This window comes from Ktedonobacter racemifer DSM 44963 (assembly GCF_000178855.1).
GTDB classification, from domain to species: Bacteria; Chloroflexota; Ktedonobacteria; order Ktedonobacterales; family Ktedonobacteraceae; genus Ktedonobacter; species Ktedonobacter racemifer.
Genome location: NZ_ADVG01000001.1, coordinates 1,317,682 through 1,334,658, shown reverse-complemented (window position 1 = coordinate 1,334,658; position 16,977 = coordinate 1,317,682). Strand labels below are relative to the sequence as shown.

Below are 16,977 nucleotides of genomic sequence, written 5' to 3'. Positions count from 1 at the left end.
TTACGTCCTATTGAGGAACAAATTTTGCTGCCAGAAGGTGTCGTTCCTGCTATCATCGATGATGAAACCTTTCAAGCGGCACAGGAACAACTTGAAATAAATAAACAAGAGGCAGCCAGGAAAAATCCCCATCCAGAGGCATATCTATTGAGGTCAGGATTTCTTATCTGTGGTTATTGTGGAGGACATCTCTTTGGACGGGGCTTTGATCCGTATATTAGCAAAAAAGACATGTTAGATCCTGAGGCTGCAAGGCTAAGGAAAGCTCGGTACGGATGCGGAAAACGCATACGAAACAAAGAGGCTTGCCCGGGCGTTACTATTAATGTGAGTATTATTGATACGGCTGTATGGGAGGTTGTAGGAGAAATTATCAAGGATTTTTCATTAGTGCAAGAAGCAATGGAGGCTGTTAAGAAACAATATAACGGCCAGGCAGATCTAAAGGCGATAAAAAACAGCCTTGCCACAGCACAGGAGACACAAAAAAATCTTGTCGAGGATCTAACAAATCCCCTTATCAGAGGGACAGCTAGAAACCTTGTAATTGAAGAGCTAGGCAAGCTAGAGAAGCAGATAGAGAAATTGCATGCAGGCTTACAGGAGGTCGAAAAGGATCAAAAAGACTGGCTAGCTTTGGAAGCTGAAAGGGCGACTTTTATCAAGTGGTGCCTGGAATACAAAGATACTTATCCCAAAGCTGACAGGATAGGGCTTTAGCCCGCCGCAAGCCACGGTTCTTTAGACCGTAGTGAGGCGTGTTATTGGGCTTGAGCCCTTATCAAACATAGCACGAATAGAACACATGTTTGGCAATTTCACATCAGCAGAGTATTCTCTACGAGAGATAGCATATATTTTGTGAGAGGAGGTACTGAAAATGGCAAAAGCCACGAAAGCCATCAGGCAGGCGTTGCACCATCCGCCGCAGTATGCTGCCTACTTCGCGGCAAACCAGGTCCTCTTCAATCGCGTCGTGGCCTTTTATTTCGACTGTATTCAGGCACACGAAGGTCTTCTGGCCCTCAAAAATAAGGAGGCCCTCACGGCCCTGGAGAAACTCACCCATGGAACGGGTGCGAACCCCCATCCGATCATGCCACTCACCGATCTCGCGCCAGATATCCCGGCGATGTTCAGACGGGCCGCCATCAATGCGGCCCTTGGTTCGGCCCGCGCATTTTCCTCCTCCCTCAAAACATGGCGAGCACGTAAGGAGAAACACGAAGCCAAACAGACGAGATCAGGAGGGAAGAAGAAGCCATTCAAGGAGCGACCACCAGTCCCACCCCGATCATGGAACAAGTCGGTTCCCTTCTACGCAAGCCTTTGGCGTGAGCGTCATACGCATTGTATCGTGCTCAAGGTCTGGACCGGCTCGTGCTGGTCCTGGCTCAAAGTACACCTCCTCGGTCGCGATCTCCCCGATGGGTACGCGATGGGCAGTCCACAGCTTGTTCGCAAGGGGGATCGCTGGTGGTTACATACTCCCATTGAGAAGACCTTCGAGGCTCCCGCAAAGAGCGGAGAGCAACTCACCACCGCCCAGACGCGTCTCTGCGCGGTGGATCTCAATCTCGACAAGCATCTCGCTGTGTGCAGCGTCCAGACAGTTGACGGCACCATCCTGGCTACTTCCTTCATCGGAAATGGCACAGCGGTATCGGGCTGTAGGAAGCAACTGCTTGGACGCATTGCACGCAACCGATCACAGACTGGCATCATTGCCGAGAACGAACAGGACAATGCCGATCTCTGGGCGAAGATCAGGCACGTTGACGAACAGATCGCGCACCAGGTGAGCGCTCGCATTGTCCAGTTCGCGAGCGAGCACAAGGCGAGCATCCTGGTTTTTGAACATCTGGGCAACCTGCAACCGGAGAAGGGCACGTATTCGCGCCGGAGCAATACCAAACGCGCCTACTGGATGAAAGGGCGCATGTTCCGCTACGCAACGTACAAAGCCTGGCATGCAGGCGGCATCATCACCTGCCGTGTGAATCCTCGCAATACGAGCAGAGAATGCCATCGCTGTCACGCTGCTGTCGTTCGCTATAACCAGGGACACCCTGTGGAAGGCTACACCCCCGGCGCCGCGCTCTGTCTCTGCCCACAATGCCAGATGCGCGATCATGCCGACCGCAATGCCAGTTTGAGAATCGGACAACGCTTGATCGAACGTATGCAAGAACCTCAGAAAGAAAAGCCTCCTCCTGCTGTGCGATGTGCAAGCAGAGTCTCGAAAGAGACAGGTGTTGGGACCTCCCAGGATGCCAAACGCCAGATGGGACCATCTCTCCCTGCGGCCAGGCGCGGAGATCAGACCAACGGGCATGGCACCGCCCAAGGGAGAAAGCGCCGGATGGGTGCGCCTCTCCCAGATATTGCGTCCCAACTACGGGTTCACTTTGAGTAGTGGCTACGCCACCTGTCTCATGAACCCGACTACGGCACAGTGTCAGAAGCTGCTCGGCTTTTGCCGATGCGGAGTGTCACTATAAAGAAAAGCGTAGAGCATTACGCCAATTAGGGATAGTAGCAGTAGTGTATAGAGAGAGTGATCCTAATCACGAGAGATATGAAATCAGGGTGCAAGTCCCACGGATAGCTAGTGTGATTGGGAAATGCTGGTCTCGATCAGGAAGGAAATCATGAAGGACGGTAGGCCCAGTGTTGTGGATGGGAATCAGGTGCCTTGCCCCTGGAGTAAGGACTGCGAGCGCCTGGCGGATGTTTTAGATGGAGAGTGGATCTCTGAATTTGAATTGGTACATGATGGCGATGTAGATGCACAACTTCTGCAGCATCTTCGCGCGCATCTTCCTCATTGTGCCTCCTGTCGCGAAACCCTTAAGCAGGCCCGGCGTACGCGTGAGCTTGGGCGAGGTATGTTGCGCGAATATTTAGCGCGCGCGGAGCAAGAAGTCCCCTCAACGGTTGATAACATTCTCCAGGCCGTGCGTGCCGAGTCACGCCAGCAGGCGAAGGGCGCTCCAATACTTCAGCCTCCTCATGTACTGTCAGCGAAGTCTGCGGAGCCTACTGTCTCTGATCTCCCCTTTCCTGCTCCTTCCAGGCATCGATCCTTCAACAAAGGATTAGCCCTGGTTGCGGTTGCCGCGGTGATTATTCTTTCCTTTGGTCTCTTTAGCCGCCTGGCCTGGCTGCGTACGGGAATGCTCCAGACTACATCCAATACCTCATCCGCTACTCAAACCGCAGACAATGGTGTGGTATTGCCACCCGCTCCCGCACCCAACTTGAGCTTTTCCAGCGACTGGTCTTCGGCTGTCGCACTCGTAGCACAGAGTGGGAAGCAGCAGATTGTGGTCTTCGACCCACTCAGTGGCAAACAGCGTGTAATAACGAGCACGAGCTGCGATAACGCTCAGGCGGACGCAATCGCGCATAGCGGCAAGAATATGCTTTATCATTGCTATGATGGGCAATATACTGTCTATCGCCTCTTGACGGGCCAGGCCTATCGGCTTGAGGGAGGGCGGCGCAGTAGTGGTGGTGAGTATAACGCGGTCTGGTCGACGGATGATCGCTACCTTTTCGCTATGACGCCTCACTCTCTGATGCGTGTCGATGTTGCTCACAACAAAGTCGAACACCTGCCTTACAGCATTAGCGCTACACGTTTGCTTTTCTACTATCAAGATAATCTGTACTTCTCCCTGGTGCAGGGAGGGAGTACGCAACTCAAGCGCATTGACCTGGTGAGCGGCGCGCAACAGGTGGTGACGCAATCAACAGCGGCGCGGGCGCAATTCTGGCTCCGACCAGATGGTCAGGCTATTTACTACACGTCGGGATCTGCTGGCCGGGTTGGCATATATGCCGTGGGAATTGATGGTGGAAGCAGTTATCTCTTTTCACAGGACCAGGGGTTGGTGGGCTTCGACCAGGATAATGCTCCTATGACCATACGCAATATTCAGGGGCAATGGCAACTGGTCAAAATTGACGTTGTTACTCAGCAGGTGAAGGCGCGCATCCAGAATGTCGCTCCAGGGGCCAATGCTATTCCATTCGAAAATGTGCTTCTCTCCCCCTATGCGCATTATCTTCTCACAGGCGGCCAGTATGCCAGTAACACACAGCGTTACTGGCTAAGCGATCTTACCACTGGCGGGGCGCAGGAAGTGTTCCCGTGGTCGCAACAGGCCAACACCTCCACAGTGTCTTCCACCTGGCTGGGCTGGAGCAAAATGCAGCCATGAGGTTGCATTCTGCCCCTTAGAATGCCATCTCTTCTGGAACGCGCTGGCGCCAGGTACGGATGGAGGTGATCCCGGCTTCGCGTAAGAGCGGCTCTATATAGTGATGTGCCTGCGTGACCTGCGTAGGATTGTGCGCGTCAGAGCCAACGCTGATGGCGGTATGATGGTTCGCGCAGGCCCGCGCCAGGCGGCGGACAAGATTGATGTAGGTCAGGGTATCATAGCCATTGACTTCGAGCGCGACATCATACTCTGCTGCGTCAGCGGCCAGCTGCTCCAGCTCTTCGTCCAGGTTGGCGGGCAGATAGGGATTGGTGGAGCGCATACGCACGGGATGGCTGACGACACTGAAATAGCCACTTCGGACAGCGGCGCGCAGCAAGGTATAGTACCTGGACCAGAGACGCTCTCCCTCGGCACGTTCGAGGTCGTGAAGGCTCTCAAAGAGGACTCCATCGACTTCATGGACTGAACCAATGAGAAAATCCCAGGGCAAGCCCTGAAGGGTGCTCTGGATAACCTCGTTCTGCTCGGGGATAAAATCGACCTCCAGACCCAGGCGTACCTCGACATCCCTGTTTTTTCCGGCAGCCTGGACCTCCTCTACATAGTCTGCATAGGCGAGTATCGGCCCTTCCAGAGGCATATGCAGCAGATGGGGATGGGCTTCGCGCATCTGGAAGACATGCTCTGAGAGTCCCAGAACGCGTATGTCTTTGTTTCTGGCTGCCTCAACCATCTGTTGCGCTGAGCTACGCACAATATGGTTATGAAAATCGCTGGCGATACTCATGCAAACCTCCTCTTATGCCTCAGGCAGCACAACAGCGATATTGAGTCCATCTGTGTAGTCCTCATCCATGGCAAGCGCGATAGCGCGCAGGCGTGGATGCTTGAGTGTTTGAAGATTATACTGGTAAAGACCCGCTACTCCCTGGTCGTCAAGCGCGCTTTCGCTGAGGGCTTGCCCCGCGCGTATGCAATTATCGGCAACGATGATGCTTCCAGGGCGACTGAGGCGAATGGCCCAGTCCAGGTAGTGTGGATAGGAGGGTTTGTCTGCGTCAATGAAGACCAGGTCAAAAGGGGCCTCATCTACCAGTTGGGGCAGCGATTCATGGGCGCTGCCAACGCGTACCTCGGCTCGGTCGGCAACTCCTGCTTGTTCAAACGAGCGCTGAACTACCTCAGCATGTGCAGGACTGACTTCCAATGTAATCAGGCGACCAGTTGGAGGAAGTGCTCGCGCCAGCCAGATGCCGCTGTAACCAGCCAGGGAACCAATTTCCAGAATTTTCTGAGCGTTGCAGGCTGCTGCTAAAACCTGGAGGAGCTTGCCTTGGAGCGGATTAATCTGAATGGCTGGTAATCCTGCCTTCCTGGCTGCGGTGATGGTTGTGCGCAGCGCCTCGTCCTCGATCGCGAAGAGTTGAACAAGATTTTCTTCGACTTCATGTCGTATACGAGCCTGTTGCTGGAGTTCAGTTTCTTGTTGCATTGGGTGTAAAAATCCTTTTCATGAAATAGCTACTGGGCGAGAAGAGGTGCATATGTTAATGCACGCTATCGTTATATCACATGGACGCGTTTGCCCGGGGTGGGAGGTCGAAAGGCTGGCTGGGGTGTTATAAGTGCGTATACTCTAGAGACGTTAGTAGGTGCTCGATTGTGAAAAGGTCACGCGTGGCATGGCTGCTGGCAAAGAGGTCTCGGGCCTGGTGAAGAGCGGCCAATGCCTGCTCTGTTGTGCTCTGGGTCAGGCCTGGCTGAGAGGGACGTTGGAGCAGTGAGAAGCCGTGGCTGGCCAGAGTTCGGGCATAGTCCAGGCGTAGCTGATGCTCCTGACAGAGTTGTAGCGCTTGTGCAAAGTAGTGATCACTCTGGACATAATTCTGGTGCATACTCTCGATCTGTCCAAGCAGGCAGTAGGCACGCTCAAGAGCGGTCTGGATCTGATTATCCTGGGCCTGTTCTAATATTGAGTGTGCTAGCCGGGTGGCTGTGGCCAGATCGCCACGCACGAAGTGCAGCTTTGCCAGGAGAAAGTTACCCTCCAGAAGCATTTCACATTCGATCTCCTCTTGATTCTGGGGGGTGACCGCGCGCTGTAGTGTCTGGGATACCTGGCGTAGCAGGCGTTGTTGCTGTGGCGTAGAGGGTGGTTGTGGCTGCCCTGGGTGAAAGGCGTTGGCCTGGTGTAGGCGCAGTTCGCCTAGCTTGAGGAGCGCATAGCGAGCGTTACGTGTACTTTTGATGCCACGACTGATACGCAGCGCTTGTAGCAGATAGGTACGTGCCCTATCCAGGTCCCCTTTATCGATCTGAATGCCTGCCATCTCAAGCGTAAACCAGCTGAGGTTATCGTCGTTCTTGACTTGCTCGCATGTGGCGAGACATCGGAGCAGCAACTGCTCGGCCTCCAGCAGGTCTCCATTCTGATGTGAAAGCTCGCCAAGGTTGCCCAGGCCCAGGGCGACGATGGGCAGCTCTTCAATGCGTTCGGCCAGCTCAACCGCGCGTCGCAAGTACTTCCGCGCTTCCTTATGCTCGCGCCTGAGCATATAGACGGCGCCAATATTGTTGCAGGTGACGGTCTGGTGGGAGACCAGCCCGGCTTGCTCAAAAATCTCAAGCGATTGAAACAGGTGGCGCAGGCTCTCCTGAGTATCTCCCATGCATATTTCGACGGTACCCAGCCGCTCATAAACGTAACCCAGCTCTACTGGATCACCGCTTAGTGCACGTTCAATGCGTGTTTGTGGCCGCAATGCCTGTAGCGCTTCGGAGGATGTAGATGACGAGTATTGATAGATGCCAGGCAGCCAGTAGTCATCATGCTGTCTCTGCCCCGCCAGCGGAATCGCTGCTGAGAGAATCTCCAGGGCTTCTTGTAGTAAGCGCAGGGCTTCCTCAAAATGTCCGAGTAAGCGTAGCAGGGCCGCGTACTGCGATTGAAGACTTGCCCAGGTTATTCCGCTAATGATGCCTGCTTCTTGCATTACAACGCGTCCCCGAATAAAGCACTCCTGGGCCAGGCGATAATTTCCGGAGGATGACCAGGTATAGCCGATCATACGCCAGAGGAGGGCGCGAATCTGAGCTTCCTGGTAGGCCTGGTCTGCTTGTGACATATGGGAGGGATAGGCACGTTGCATAAAACTATAATCGGTGCGGATCGAGAGCATGCTATCATAGCATGCTCGTGCGATCTCATAATTCCCTAAAACCAGGTTGCACTCGGCGATACGCTCAAGGACGCGGCACACACGGAGCGGGTCTTCAACCGCTTTCTCCAGAGTGCGCGAGGCGATATGGCCTATCTGATGCTCAATGTCTTCGGTCTCGGCCTCATGAATAGGCATATAGGCAATAGCATAGAGAACCTGGCGATAAAAGTTTTGCGCCTCGGGATAGGCTGCCAGGGCATAGGCGTGATGGCCAGCTAACTCAGCATAATGGCTAACCTGCCGGGTCTCGCCGCCACCTCGTATAAGATGGTAGAGAATATCGGCCGCCAACTTCTCCTGGGGGGTCATACTATTGGCGCTCTTAATCGCTTCAACCGCGCGCCGATGAAACTGCGCTCGCCGCGCCGCTGAGAGGCGCTCATAGAGATGACTGATGATAAGCGGATGCCAGAAGTGATAAGTAATATGCGCCCCATTCCCCTCTTCTGTCAACAGTCCCGCCTGCAATGCCTCGTCGAGGAGATCTAGAATCATGTCCTCACTGTGCTCGCTTGCCATTGGTAGCAGCAGATTCAGCTCAAAGGAGCCACCAAGCACAGCGGCCCTGTTAAGCAGTGAACGGCAGTTGGTGCTTAGCCTATGGAGGCGGCGTTCAAGGACGGCAGAGATGCCCTCGGGTAGGGCTGAGCTAGCGAGCTCTCCTCTGATGCCCTGTTGCAGCGTAGGCTGCAAGGAAGTCCCTTTGAGGAGGGCGTCTGGTGATCCTGAGAGGGCGTGTTTGCTTATGGGAATAGCTACGAAGCGAGCAAGCTCCTCGGCGAAAAAGGGATTGCCGGCTGCCTGCTGTTGAATCGTATGTACCAGGTCACGAGGTAGGTAGGAGACAAGAGTTCCGATCTGGTCGCTAGAGAGTGGGGCAACCGGGAGATTGACCAGGGCCTGTTCCCGGCAGAGGTCCGCATTCATCGTCCGAATTTTATGCTGGGCGGTGAGTTCTTTATCGCGACAGGTGGCGATGACGAGGATATGCTGTTGGCGGAAGTGATGAATAAGATACGTGAGCAGGTCCAGGCTACTATCGTCCGCCCAGTGAAGATCATCCAGGACCAGGAGGAGCGGTGCCACCTGGCTTAAGCTCTCAAGGAGGTGCAAGGTGGATTCCCACAGGTGCAGGCGATCCTGTTCAAGTGAAATAGCCGAGGGTGGCGGACTGGGATTGGTGAGATGCGTAATCTGTGAAAGCTCAGGCAGGAGTGTGCTGAGTTGTTCCAGGCGTAATGAGAGTTTGAGAGGCTCTGAGGTTGCTGGTGATAGTGTGTGATAGGGGGAATCTGCATAGATGGGAGCAAGCTCTGGAATGCTTTGCAGGAGTGTGCGGAGCAACTCGATCCAAGGGCGATAGGGAATCGTAATTTCTTGTTCAAAGGAGCGGCTCCAGGCGACGGTCCAGCCCTGGGTGTAGGCTTCCAGGCTTAGCTCCTCTGCCAGACGTGTCTTCCCAATGCCAGCCTCGCCTTGAAGCATGAGGAAATGTGGGACACGTCGTAGTGGTTGAGTCTGTGCGAGAGGAAGGGGGGATGTCTCTACGAAGACTAACTGCGGTTCTGCGCTTGTAATGGCGTGCATAACGTTGCGCAGTATCTCCTGTTCGTGTCCACGGCCAATTAAGGGACTTCGATTGTGGCGGCTCAGCTGGAAGGATGGGCGCGTGAAATGTAAGGTCGAGGTAGCTGTGAGCGTATGGAGTGCATGGGCCATAATGGCAGGCTCTTGCTGGAGAGCTGCCTCTGGCCTGGGTATGCCTGGTGTAGGGGAAGCAGGTACCGCAGGCATGGCGGAAGGGGTGCTCTCAGCAAGAAGAGGAACTTGCCCCTTGAGAAGGGCTTCATAGAGCTCTGTGGTCTCAGAGAGTGGCTCGCCCTCATATTCATTTTCTAATAACTTAACGTGCTGAATATAGGCTTGTAGCGCCTCCCCACGGCGATCCATATGTGTAAGCAAGATCATCAGGCGTTGGAGCGCGATCTCATTGGTCGGTTCGACGGTGCGTAAACGGTCCAGCGCCTCAATGGCGTTGATGGGTTTTTCTTCTGCGATATAGAGTTGAGCCAGGCGTAGCAACATACCTACCCAGGTACGCTGTAAAGCATCCCGCCGTGGCGTGGCCCACTCGGAATAGAGTTCTTCCAGTAAATAGCTCCCTGCATAGAGGTTTGCGGCCTCTTCTAGCCATTGCAGAGCTATATCCTGGTTTGTGGCTGCGCTGGCCTCCTTGACGCGCTGCTCAAAGGCTTCGGCATCAACCCAGATGCGTGAGCTATCGGCAAGCTCTAAAATGTCGCGTTCGAGGCGGAGCATACGCGAAGTGGCGGGGCGCTCCAGGTCAGGCTCCAATATCTGGCGTAGCTCATGAACGGCACCATTGAGGCGATTCGCAGCAATCTCAGCTTCAAGGTCAGGCCAGAGATGATACCTGATCTGTTCGCGATGCATTCTACGACCCGGGGTGCTCAGCAGATAGCCTAGTAGGGAGCGTGCGCGTTTACGATGCCAGGTACGGCTCTCCACTGGTTCCCAGGCGTCACCTTGTTTACGCATGATGCGATACTGCCCAAGCAGATATACCCGAAGAACTGGTTCTGCCTGGGATTGATCTGAGGAAGAGGGAAGAGCAGGGGTCTCTAGTGGAGCGTCCTTTGCATGTGCAAGCTCTAATGCGATCTCTGGTGGCAGTATCGCGCCAATATAGCGGCTAACTGTACGCCCTTTTTCACTCCAGTAGGCATACCAGTAGGGGCCGTGACCTACACCTTCTCGGCATTTCCGGCAGCGTTCTTTTCCACACCGCGTGTACTGTTGACGATATGTCACTTTTCCGCTGGGTTTTCCACTCATAACAAACTGTTCACTTGCGATCTGCCGTAATGGCAAGTAGAGTGATGCAATACAAGGACAGGTGTGTCGCTGCGGGTAAGCGATGTATTAGCTATTATATCCTAAGTCATTCTTTCTCACAACAGCGTAGGTAAATATAGCAACAATGCGTATAGGCATAAATGACGCTTTTGTTAGCAGTATATAAATGCTAATACAGATCTCCTTCCCCTGTGCTAAGATAGGGGTGTAGAAAGAGAAGGATGTTTGCATTGATTGCTTACTCTAGATACCGCAAACCGGCGGGCAATGTGGAATAGGTTTGTATGGCAACGCTTGAAGGATCTGTAGAAAATATCGTCTTTCGTAACGAAGATAACCACTATATGGTGGCGCGTTTTCGTCTCAACAGCAACAAATTATTTCGGGACGATTTGACAACCATTGTGGGCGTCTTGCCTGGCGTACATGTTGGCGAGTTGTTATCGCTTGAGGGTGAGTGGGAGCACGATCCGCGCTATGGGCGCCAACTGCGTGTAACGAACTTTACTCAGCGTCTCCCCTCATCGCCCGAGGGCATTCTTCGCTACCTGAGTTCGGGCCTGGTCAAGGGCATCGGGCCAAAGAAGGCGGGCTTGATTGTTGATCACTTTGGTGAGCAGACACTGGCCATCCTTGAGCAGCAGCCAGAGCGTCTCGGCGAGGTGAAGGGTTTGAGCCTGCGTGACCGCAATCAGATTATCCATACCTGGCTGGAGCAGAGCGAGATCAAGGAGCTGCACCTCTTTTTGCAGTCGCACGAGGTCTCCATCAATCTGGCAACGCGTGTGTATAAGCAATATGGTCGCGAAGCGATTCAAGTAATTCGCGAGAATCCCTACCAGTTGTCTGAAGATGTGTATGGCATCGGGTTTCGCACGGCTGACGAGATCGCCCTGAAACTAGGGTTACCTGCTGATAGTGTTGCGCGCCTCGCCTCGGGCCTGAAATATGTGCTGGCCCAGGCGGCCAATGAGGATGGACACTGTTTCCTGACCGAGCGTGATTTGCTGTTGCGTGCCTCCGATGAGTTGCGTATCGCGCCAGAAACGCTTGACCAGGCCTTACAAGCCTCGCGCGACGACAAGAATCTCTTTCTTGAACCAGCGCACCAGGATCTTCAAGCCGCGAAGCACTCAACAATCCATGAGAGCCTGCTTGAAGAGTCACCAGCCTCCCAGGCTCACGTCTATTACGCGCCCTTCTGGTATGCTGAAAATGGCTCGGCGCGCCTATTGAAGTTTCAGATGCAGGCTCCCAGTCACCTGCCACCGGTCTCCCAGCAACTCTGGGAGAACGTCTTCCAGTTGCTTCTGCAGCGACGCAATATGCTCTTAACGGATACGCAACGCCAGGCGGTGCAGCAGGCCTATACGCAGAAGGTCTCCATTCTGACCGGTGGCCCTGGTACTGGCAAGTCAACCTCTATGCGGGCGCTGCTGATGCTGCTCCGCAATCGAAAAGTTGATGTGGCTCTGGCGGCACCCACGGGCCGGGCCGCCAAGCGCTTGAGCGAGGCGACTGGCACCCAGGGCACAGGTCTTGAGGCCAAAACGCTGCATCGCCTGCTGGAATATACCCCGCATGATAATAGCTATCAGCGCAACGAAGACCATCCCCTGCCACATCAATTTGTGATCGTCGATGAGTTCTCCATGGTCGATATCTTGCTGTTCTACCATCTTCTCAAAGCCCTGCCTCGCAACGCCCACCTCTTGCTTGTTGGTGACGCGGACCAGTTGCCATCCGTGGGACCAGGGAACGTGTTGCGCGACCTGCTCAAAAGCGAGGCTATTCCCGTGGTGCGCCTGACGGAACTCTTTCGCCAGGCCCAGCAAAGCCAGATCATTGTGAGCGCTCACCAGATCAACAATGGGCAGATTCCCTCGCTTAAGGTCGAGCCACATAGCGATTTCTTCTTCATGCACGAGGAGGACCCGGTGCGTGGTCAGCACCTACTGATTGACCTGGTGAAGCGCCGTTTGCCTGCGCGCTATAACTTTCACTCCCTGACAGATATCCAGGTGCTCTCTCCCATGTACAAAGGGGCCATGGGCGTCACCTTGCTCAACGAGAAGCTCCAGGAGAGCCTAAATCTCAACACGCATGTCCAGGTTGAATGGGGAGACCGCGTCTTTCGTATTGGTGACAAGGTCATGCAGACGCGTAATGACTATGATAAGGGCGTTTTCAATGGCGACGTGGGCTGGATACGTGCCATCGATAAGGAGAACTCCACGGTCAAAGTTGAGTTTGTAGAAGAGGCAGGACCACTTTTTGTCAGCTATGCTTTTCATGAGTTGGACGAAGTGGTGCTGGCCTACGCCGTGACCGTGCATAAGAGTCAGGGGAGTGAGTATCCCGTGGTGATTTTGCCGCTCTATCGTGAGCATCGTATGCTGCTCCAGCGAAATTTGCTCTATACAGCGATCACACGTGCCAAGCGCTTTTGTGTCATCATAGGGCAGCCGCAGGCGCTGGAGATGGCGGTCCGTAACGACCGGGTGGCACTACGAAACACCGCCCTGGCCGAACGTCTTGAGCATCTCTTCCGGGGTACACATAACGACTTGTTTAATTCCGAGTTGGATAGTAGAATATAACGAGTGTCCATTTTGTTATCCCTGGTAACGTACGGACGTTATCGGGAATGCTTTGAGACGTTTCACCCTATGGCAACCATTGTATTCTCATGCAGAAACCAACCCCCATTCGGGGGCACGCGCCACTCTCGTGGCTAGCGCTCCGCGCTCAGGGTTTCTGAGAGGAAGTTTGAAGCGTTTGCTATAGATTTTATAGGTATTTTGAGGAAGGGTTTGACATATGTCAGGAACAGAACAGACTACTGCGGCTGTAAATGCGGCCTCCGGGTACGCGCATCCAGAGGTATTGGTTGAGACAAGTTGGGTTGCTGAGCATCTAGAGGATGACTCGATTCGCATTATCGAGGCTGATGAAGATGTCTTGTTGTACGAGATTGGTCACATTCCAGGGGCGGTAAAGCTTGACTGGCATGTGGATGTGCAAGATAGGCTCGCGCGCGATTTTGTTGATCAGCAGGACTTTGAGCGCTTGATGAGCCGCTGGGGCATTACCAACGATACCACGATTGTGCTGTATGGTGACAAGAACAACTGGTATGCCTGCTATTCGTTCTGGCTCTTCTCGATGTATGGGCATACGAAGATGAAGATCATGAACGGTGGTCGCACAAAGTGGGAGGCCGAGAAGCGTCCCCTGACCAAAGCGGTGCCGCAGATAACTCCTTCAACTTATCATGCGCAGCCTGCGGATGAGTCACTTCGTGCCTATCGCGAAGATGTACTGGCTGGCCTCAAAAATCCTGGACGCCGCCTGGTGGATGTGCGTTCGCCACAGGAGTACACAGGCGAGCTTATTCACATGGTCAACTATCCCCAGGAGGGCGCGCAGCGTGGTGGACATATCCCTGGCGCGAAGAGCATTCCCTGGGGCACAGCAGCCAACGCCGATGGCACCTTTAAATCAGCCGAGGAGCTGCGCCAGATTTATGGCAGCAAGGATGTCACACCCGATGCCGAGGTCGTGACTTACTGCCGCATCGGCGAGCGCTCCGCCTATACCTGGTTCGTGCTGACCAGGTTGCTGGGCTATCCTCGTGTGCGCAACTATGATGGTTCCTGGACCGAGTGGGGAAACCTGGTGCGCTCTCCTATCGAGAAATAGAGCAGTAAGCCGATAACAAGAAGGTATAAGCCATAAATTATGTACAGGGAGTAGCGATAGCCAGCGAAGTGTGGAGAGATGTGCTTCTCCCCCAAAGGCAGGTATCGCTGCTCTTTGCGTTACAAGATAGATGCAAGGAGCAGGCGAACATAAGAGCCTGTTTCAGTCCCAAGGAGGCCCCTACATGGATCGTCAAGAGGCGATTGAGTTTCTGCTTGATCACTACGAAAATCCGCGCCACAATCATGTTGTAGAGCAACCAGATGTTAGCCTGAGCGGTGGTAATCCTGGTTGTGCTGACGTGATCACTATGCAAGCTCGTTTTGGGCAGGATGGCAAGCTGGAGGATATTGGCTGGGAGGGCGAGGGTTGCACCATCAGTCGGGCCGCAGCCTCCTATGTCACTGAGCTGGTTGAGGGGCTAACCCCTGATGAGATTGAGGCCCTCAGTTTTGAGGACCTGATGGATCAGCTTGGGCGCGAACTGGTCATGACGCGCCCGACCTGTGCCACTCTGGCGCTAGGAACGCTCAAGAAGGGCGTGCATGAGTATCATATGCGCGAGCGGGCGAAAGAGTAGCCTGCTTGCAGCGCACTGCTACAAGCAAGAAGCATAATCAAAAAGGGCACGATTCACTGAGGAGGGGCGGGCGGATGGCGCATGTGGTTGAGTCGTGCCTTTTTGCGTTATCTTATAGCTCATACGCTATACGCCATTGTGCAAGCAACTGCAGTGCCTGTTGGAGGAGCTGTTGATGCTGGAGATCGTTGAGCCAGCGGCTCACGCCCGAGGGATGAGGGAGGGGTAGGAAGAGGGTGCCATCGCGCTCGGTATAGGTGCCAATCAAATCTTCGAGCCTTGTTTTTCCAAAAAAAGTTTCAATCGCCATGGTTCCCACCAGGAGCACGACGCGTGGCTGAACGAGGCGCAGTTCGGCGTCAAGAAAGGGGCGACAGAGCTCAGTTTCCTGGCGCGAGGGCTTGCGGTCGCCATTGCCACGGGGATTTTTCCCTGGATCGCAGTGTGTGAGCGAACTCAAATACGCATGCTCATAGAGATAGCCCGCGGGGAAGCCTGCTTGCTCCAGCCAGCGTTGGAGGAGAAGACCCGCCGGACCGCTCCAGGGTTTATTATTTGCGACTGAGCGGTGTCCAGGAGCCTGTCCAATGACGAAGACCTGGTCGGCTATCCGACCGCTGACGATAGGTTGGGCGCAGGGAATATAGCCTGCCTCCTGGCAGCGTCGACAGGCCTTGATCTGTGTTTGCAAGACCTGGAGGTCCTCTTGCCTGGAATGTGATGTATTAGTTGGATCCATCTTCATGGGCGGTCCCGGTCGTGGTTAGTGTTGGCTTGCGTTGTAGATTTCCAAGATGGCGATATTGCCCTTGATAATAGAGCAGTGGAGATGGATCTGCATGCTGGCTAGAGCCATTCTGGCCATTAGCTATAGCTGCATCATAGTGCTGGTCAAAGCCATCCTCCACGAAGAGTGTGCGCTCGGCCGTTCCCATTGCCGCGACCTGTCCCAGAAAAATGCTGTGATCACCGCCAGGGTATTCCGCGACGACGCGTGCATCAATGAAGGCCAGCGTTTTGTCGAGAATAGGTGCACCTGTTACCGCGGTATGATGCGTCGCGTTGCAGAAAAAGTCAAAACGTTCTGGACTTGAGGTGGCAAAGCAGTTGGAAAGCTCTTCTTGCTGCTGCGTCAGCATGTTGACAGCGAAGATTTTGCTATCGCGAATCAGGGGGAGTGTTTGACTTTTGAGATCCACACAAATCAGAATCAGGGGTGGCTCAAGCGAGACGGAGCAGAATGCGTTCACGGTTAAGCCGCCCAGAACCTCTTGATGACGCGTCGTTACGACGGTAACGCCAGTGGCAAAGCGACCCATTACCTGTCTAAAAAAAATTTTTTCTAATGCCATTAACCTATCCTCATAAAGCATATATATGTGCTAAGCATGCCTGCTGGCTCTTCATTGAACGCGGGTGTAGTGGCGCTCTTCTTCCCTATCATGAAAGCGATGACGCTGCTCCCAGCTGCCAGGATGGCTACTTCTGACTAGTTGTAGTATCCTGCCTGCCCTGATTCTTGTCAACTGTACCTAAGTTCAGGCCCCCATGTTACTTCCGGGCATGAGACCTCATGCATTGACACAGGTAAAAATGATTGCCTATACTTAATTATTCGTATCAAACCTGGTACTTTCGTAGTTCTTGTCGAGATGTGTTGTTGTGCTGTGAAAGGGCGTGTGCTTATTGAAGCAGGCAGCAATGCGCAGGGAAGATGGTGTTGAAAACGTTTGCAAGAAACACTGTCATATGTTGACAAATAACGTCATCTATGCTAAAATCTTTCTATGAAGTTAAGTCAATACGCGAAGCAGCAAGGCATTAGTTACCGAACGGCATTTCGTTGGTGGCAGGCCGGACAAATCAAAGGGTATCAGGCTCCTTCAGGAACCATTATTGTCACTGAAGGGGAAGCTTCTTTGCTTCCTCCTCAAAAGATTGCCATTTATGCTCGCGTTTCCTCTCAGGAGCACAAGGAGAACTTAGAACGCCAAGTTGAGCGATTGTAGCTTTACTGCCGGGCGAAAGGCTATCAGGTTGCTCTCGTCGTGAAAGAGATTGCATCCGGTGTCAATGATAGCCGCCCGAAGCTCTTGAGTTTACTCAAAGATACAAGCGTCACGCGCATTGTGGTAGAGCATAAGGACCGGCTGACTCGCTTTGGGGCCAACTATATTCTCACGTTATTAGAAGCTCAAGGCCGTTGTGTTGAAATTGTCAATCTGGCTGATGACGACAAAGAAGATTTGATACAAGACTTGCGCAGCATTTTTTATAGCTTCTGTGCTCGAATGTATGAACAACGACGTGCTAAGCGCAAGACAGAAAAGATCGTCAAGGAATTGGAAGCAAAGGAAGAGTAAGG

The 16,977-nt window shown here is 53.6% G+C and carries 11 protein-coding genes and 1 pseudogene; 7 read left to right on the top strand and 5 right to left on the bottom strand.

Going from position 1 to position 16,977, the window contains the following annotated elements; translation table 11 throughout:
• Nucleotides 1–24 precede the first annotated feature (24 nt).
• The 3 genes from KRAC_RS05920 to KRAC_RS05910 all read left to right on the top strand — a co-directional run bounded on the left by KRAC_RS05920 (nucleotide 25) and on the right by KRAC_RS05910 (nucleotide 4,226).
• Nucleotides 25–720: a recombinase zinc ribbon domain-containing protein gene (locus KRAC_RS05920; protein WP_007905244.1), complete on the top strand. Its 696-nt coding sequence runs from the start codon at nucleotides 25–27 to the stop codon at nucleotides 718–720.
• Between the two features lie 160 nt (nucleotides 721–880).
• Complete coding sequence (locus KRAC_RS05915) at nucleotides 881–2,416, top strand: zinc ribbon domain-containing protein (RefSeq protein WP_007905242.1); 1,536 nt, start codon at nucleotides 881–883, stop codon at nucleotides 2,414–2,416.
• 235 nt (nucleotides 2,417–2,651) lie between these two features.
• On the top strand, nucleotides 2,652–4,226 hold the full coding sequence (locus KRAC_RS05910; protein WP_007905241.1) for a hypothetical protein: 1,575 nt from the start codon (nucleotides 2,652–2,654) through the stop codon (nucleotides 4,224–4,226).
• Between the two features lie 16 nt (nucleotides 4,227–4,242).
• Here KRAC_RS05910 and KRAC_RS05905 read toward each other — a convergent pair whose 3' ends face one another.
• From KRAC_RS05905 to KRAC_RS05895, 3 genes are all read right to left on the bottom strand, one after another.
• On the bottom strand, nucleotides 4,243–5,019 hold the full coding sequence (locus tag KRAC_RS05905) for a PHP domain-containing protein (RefSeq protein WP_007905239.1): 777 nt from the start codon (nucleotides 5,017–5,019) through the stop codon (nucleotides 4,243–4,245).
• Nucleotides 5,020–5,031: 12 nt separating this feature from the next.
• Nucleotides 5,032–5,724 carry an O-methyltransferase gene (locus tag KRAC_RS05900; protein WP_007905237.1) on the bottom strand — a complete coding sequence of 231 codons (693 nt, stop codon included), beginning with the start codon at nucleotides 5,722–5,724 and terminating at the stop codon, nucleotides 5,032–5,034.
• A gap of 127 nt (nucleotides 5,725–5,851) precedes the next feature.
• Nucleotides 5,852–10,309: a DUF6788 family protein gene (locus KRAC_RS05895; protein WP_007905235.1), complete on the bottom strand. Its 4,458-nt coding sequence runs from the start codon at nucleotides 10,307–10,309 to the stop codon at nucleotides 5,852–5,854.
• A 305-nt stretch (nucleotides 10,310–10,614) separates the two neighbouring features.
• Between KRAC_RS05895 and recD2 the strand changes: the two genes are divergently transcribed.
• The 3 genes from recD2 (at nucleotide 10,615) to KRAC_RS05880 (ending at nucleotide 14,612) form a co-directional block, all read left to right on the top strand.
• Nucleotides 10,615–12,930, top strand: a complete 2,316-nt coding sequence (gene recD2 / locus KRAC_RS05890) for an SF1B family DNA helicase RecD2 (protein WP_007905232.1) — start codon at nucleotides 10,615–10,617, stop codon at nucleotides 12,928–12,930.
• Between the two features lie 220 nt (nucleotides 12,931–13,150).
• Entirely contained in the window at nucleotides 13,151–14,032 is an 882-nt protein-coding gene (locus tag KRAC_RS05885) for a sulfurtransferase (RefSeq protein ID WP_007905231.1), read from the top strand.
• Nucleotides 14,033–14,216: 184 nt separating this feature from the next.
• Nucleotides 14,217–14,612: an iron-sulfur cluster assembly scaffold protein gene (locus KRAC_RS05880; RefSeq protein WP_007905230.1), complete on the top strand. Its 396-nt coding sequence runs from the start codon at nucleotides 14,217–14,219 to the stop codon at nucleotides 14,610–14,612.
• A 112-nt stretch (nucleotides 14,613–14,724) separates the two neighbouring features.
• Here the strand turns inward: KRAC_RS05880 and KRAC_RS05875 are convergent, their stop codons facing one another.
• On the bottom strand, nucleotides 14,725–15,303 hold the full coding sequence (locus tag KRAC_RS05875; RefSeq protein WP_157506327.1) for a uracil-DNA glycosylase family protein: 579 nt from the start codon (nucleotides 15,301–15,303) through the stop codon (nucleotides 14,725–14,727).
• Nucleotides 15,304–15,337: 34 nt separating this feature from the next.
• Nucleotides 15,338–15,964 carry a flavin reductase family protein gene (locus KRAC_RS05870; RefSeq protein ID WP_007905228.1) on the bottom strand — a complete coding sequence of 209 codons (627 nt, stop codon included), beginning with the start codon at nucleotides 15,962–15,964 and terminating at the stop codon, nucleotides 15,338–15,340.
• Nucleotides 15,965–16,399: 435 nt separating this feature from the next.
• On the opposite strand from KRAC_RS05870, the pseudogene KRAC_RS05865 reads away from it, so the two are divergent.
• A pseudogene (locus KRAC_RS05865) lies at nucleotides 16,400–16,975 on the top strand (IS607 family transposase).
• Nucleotides 16,976–16,977: the final 2 nt, after the last annotated feature.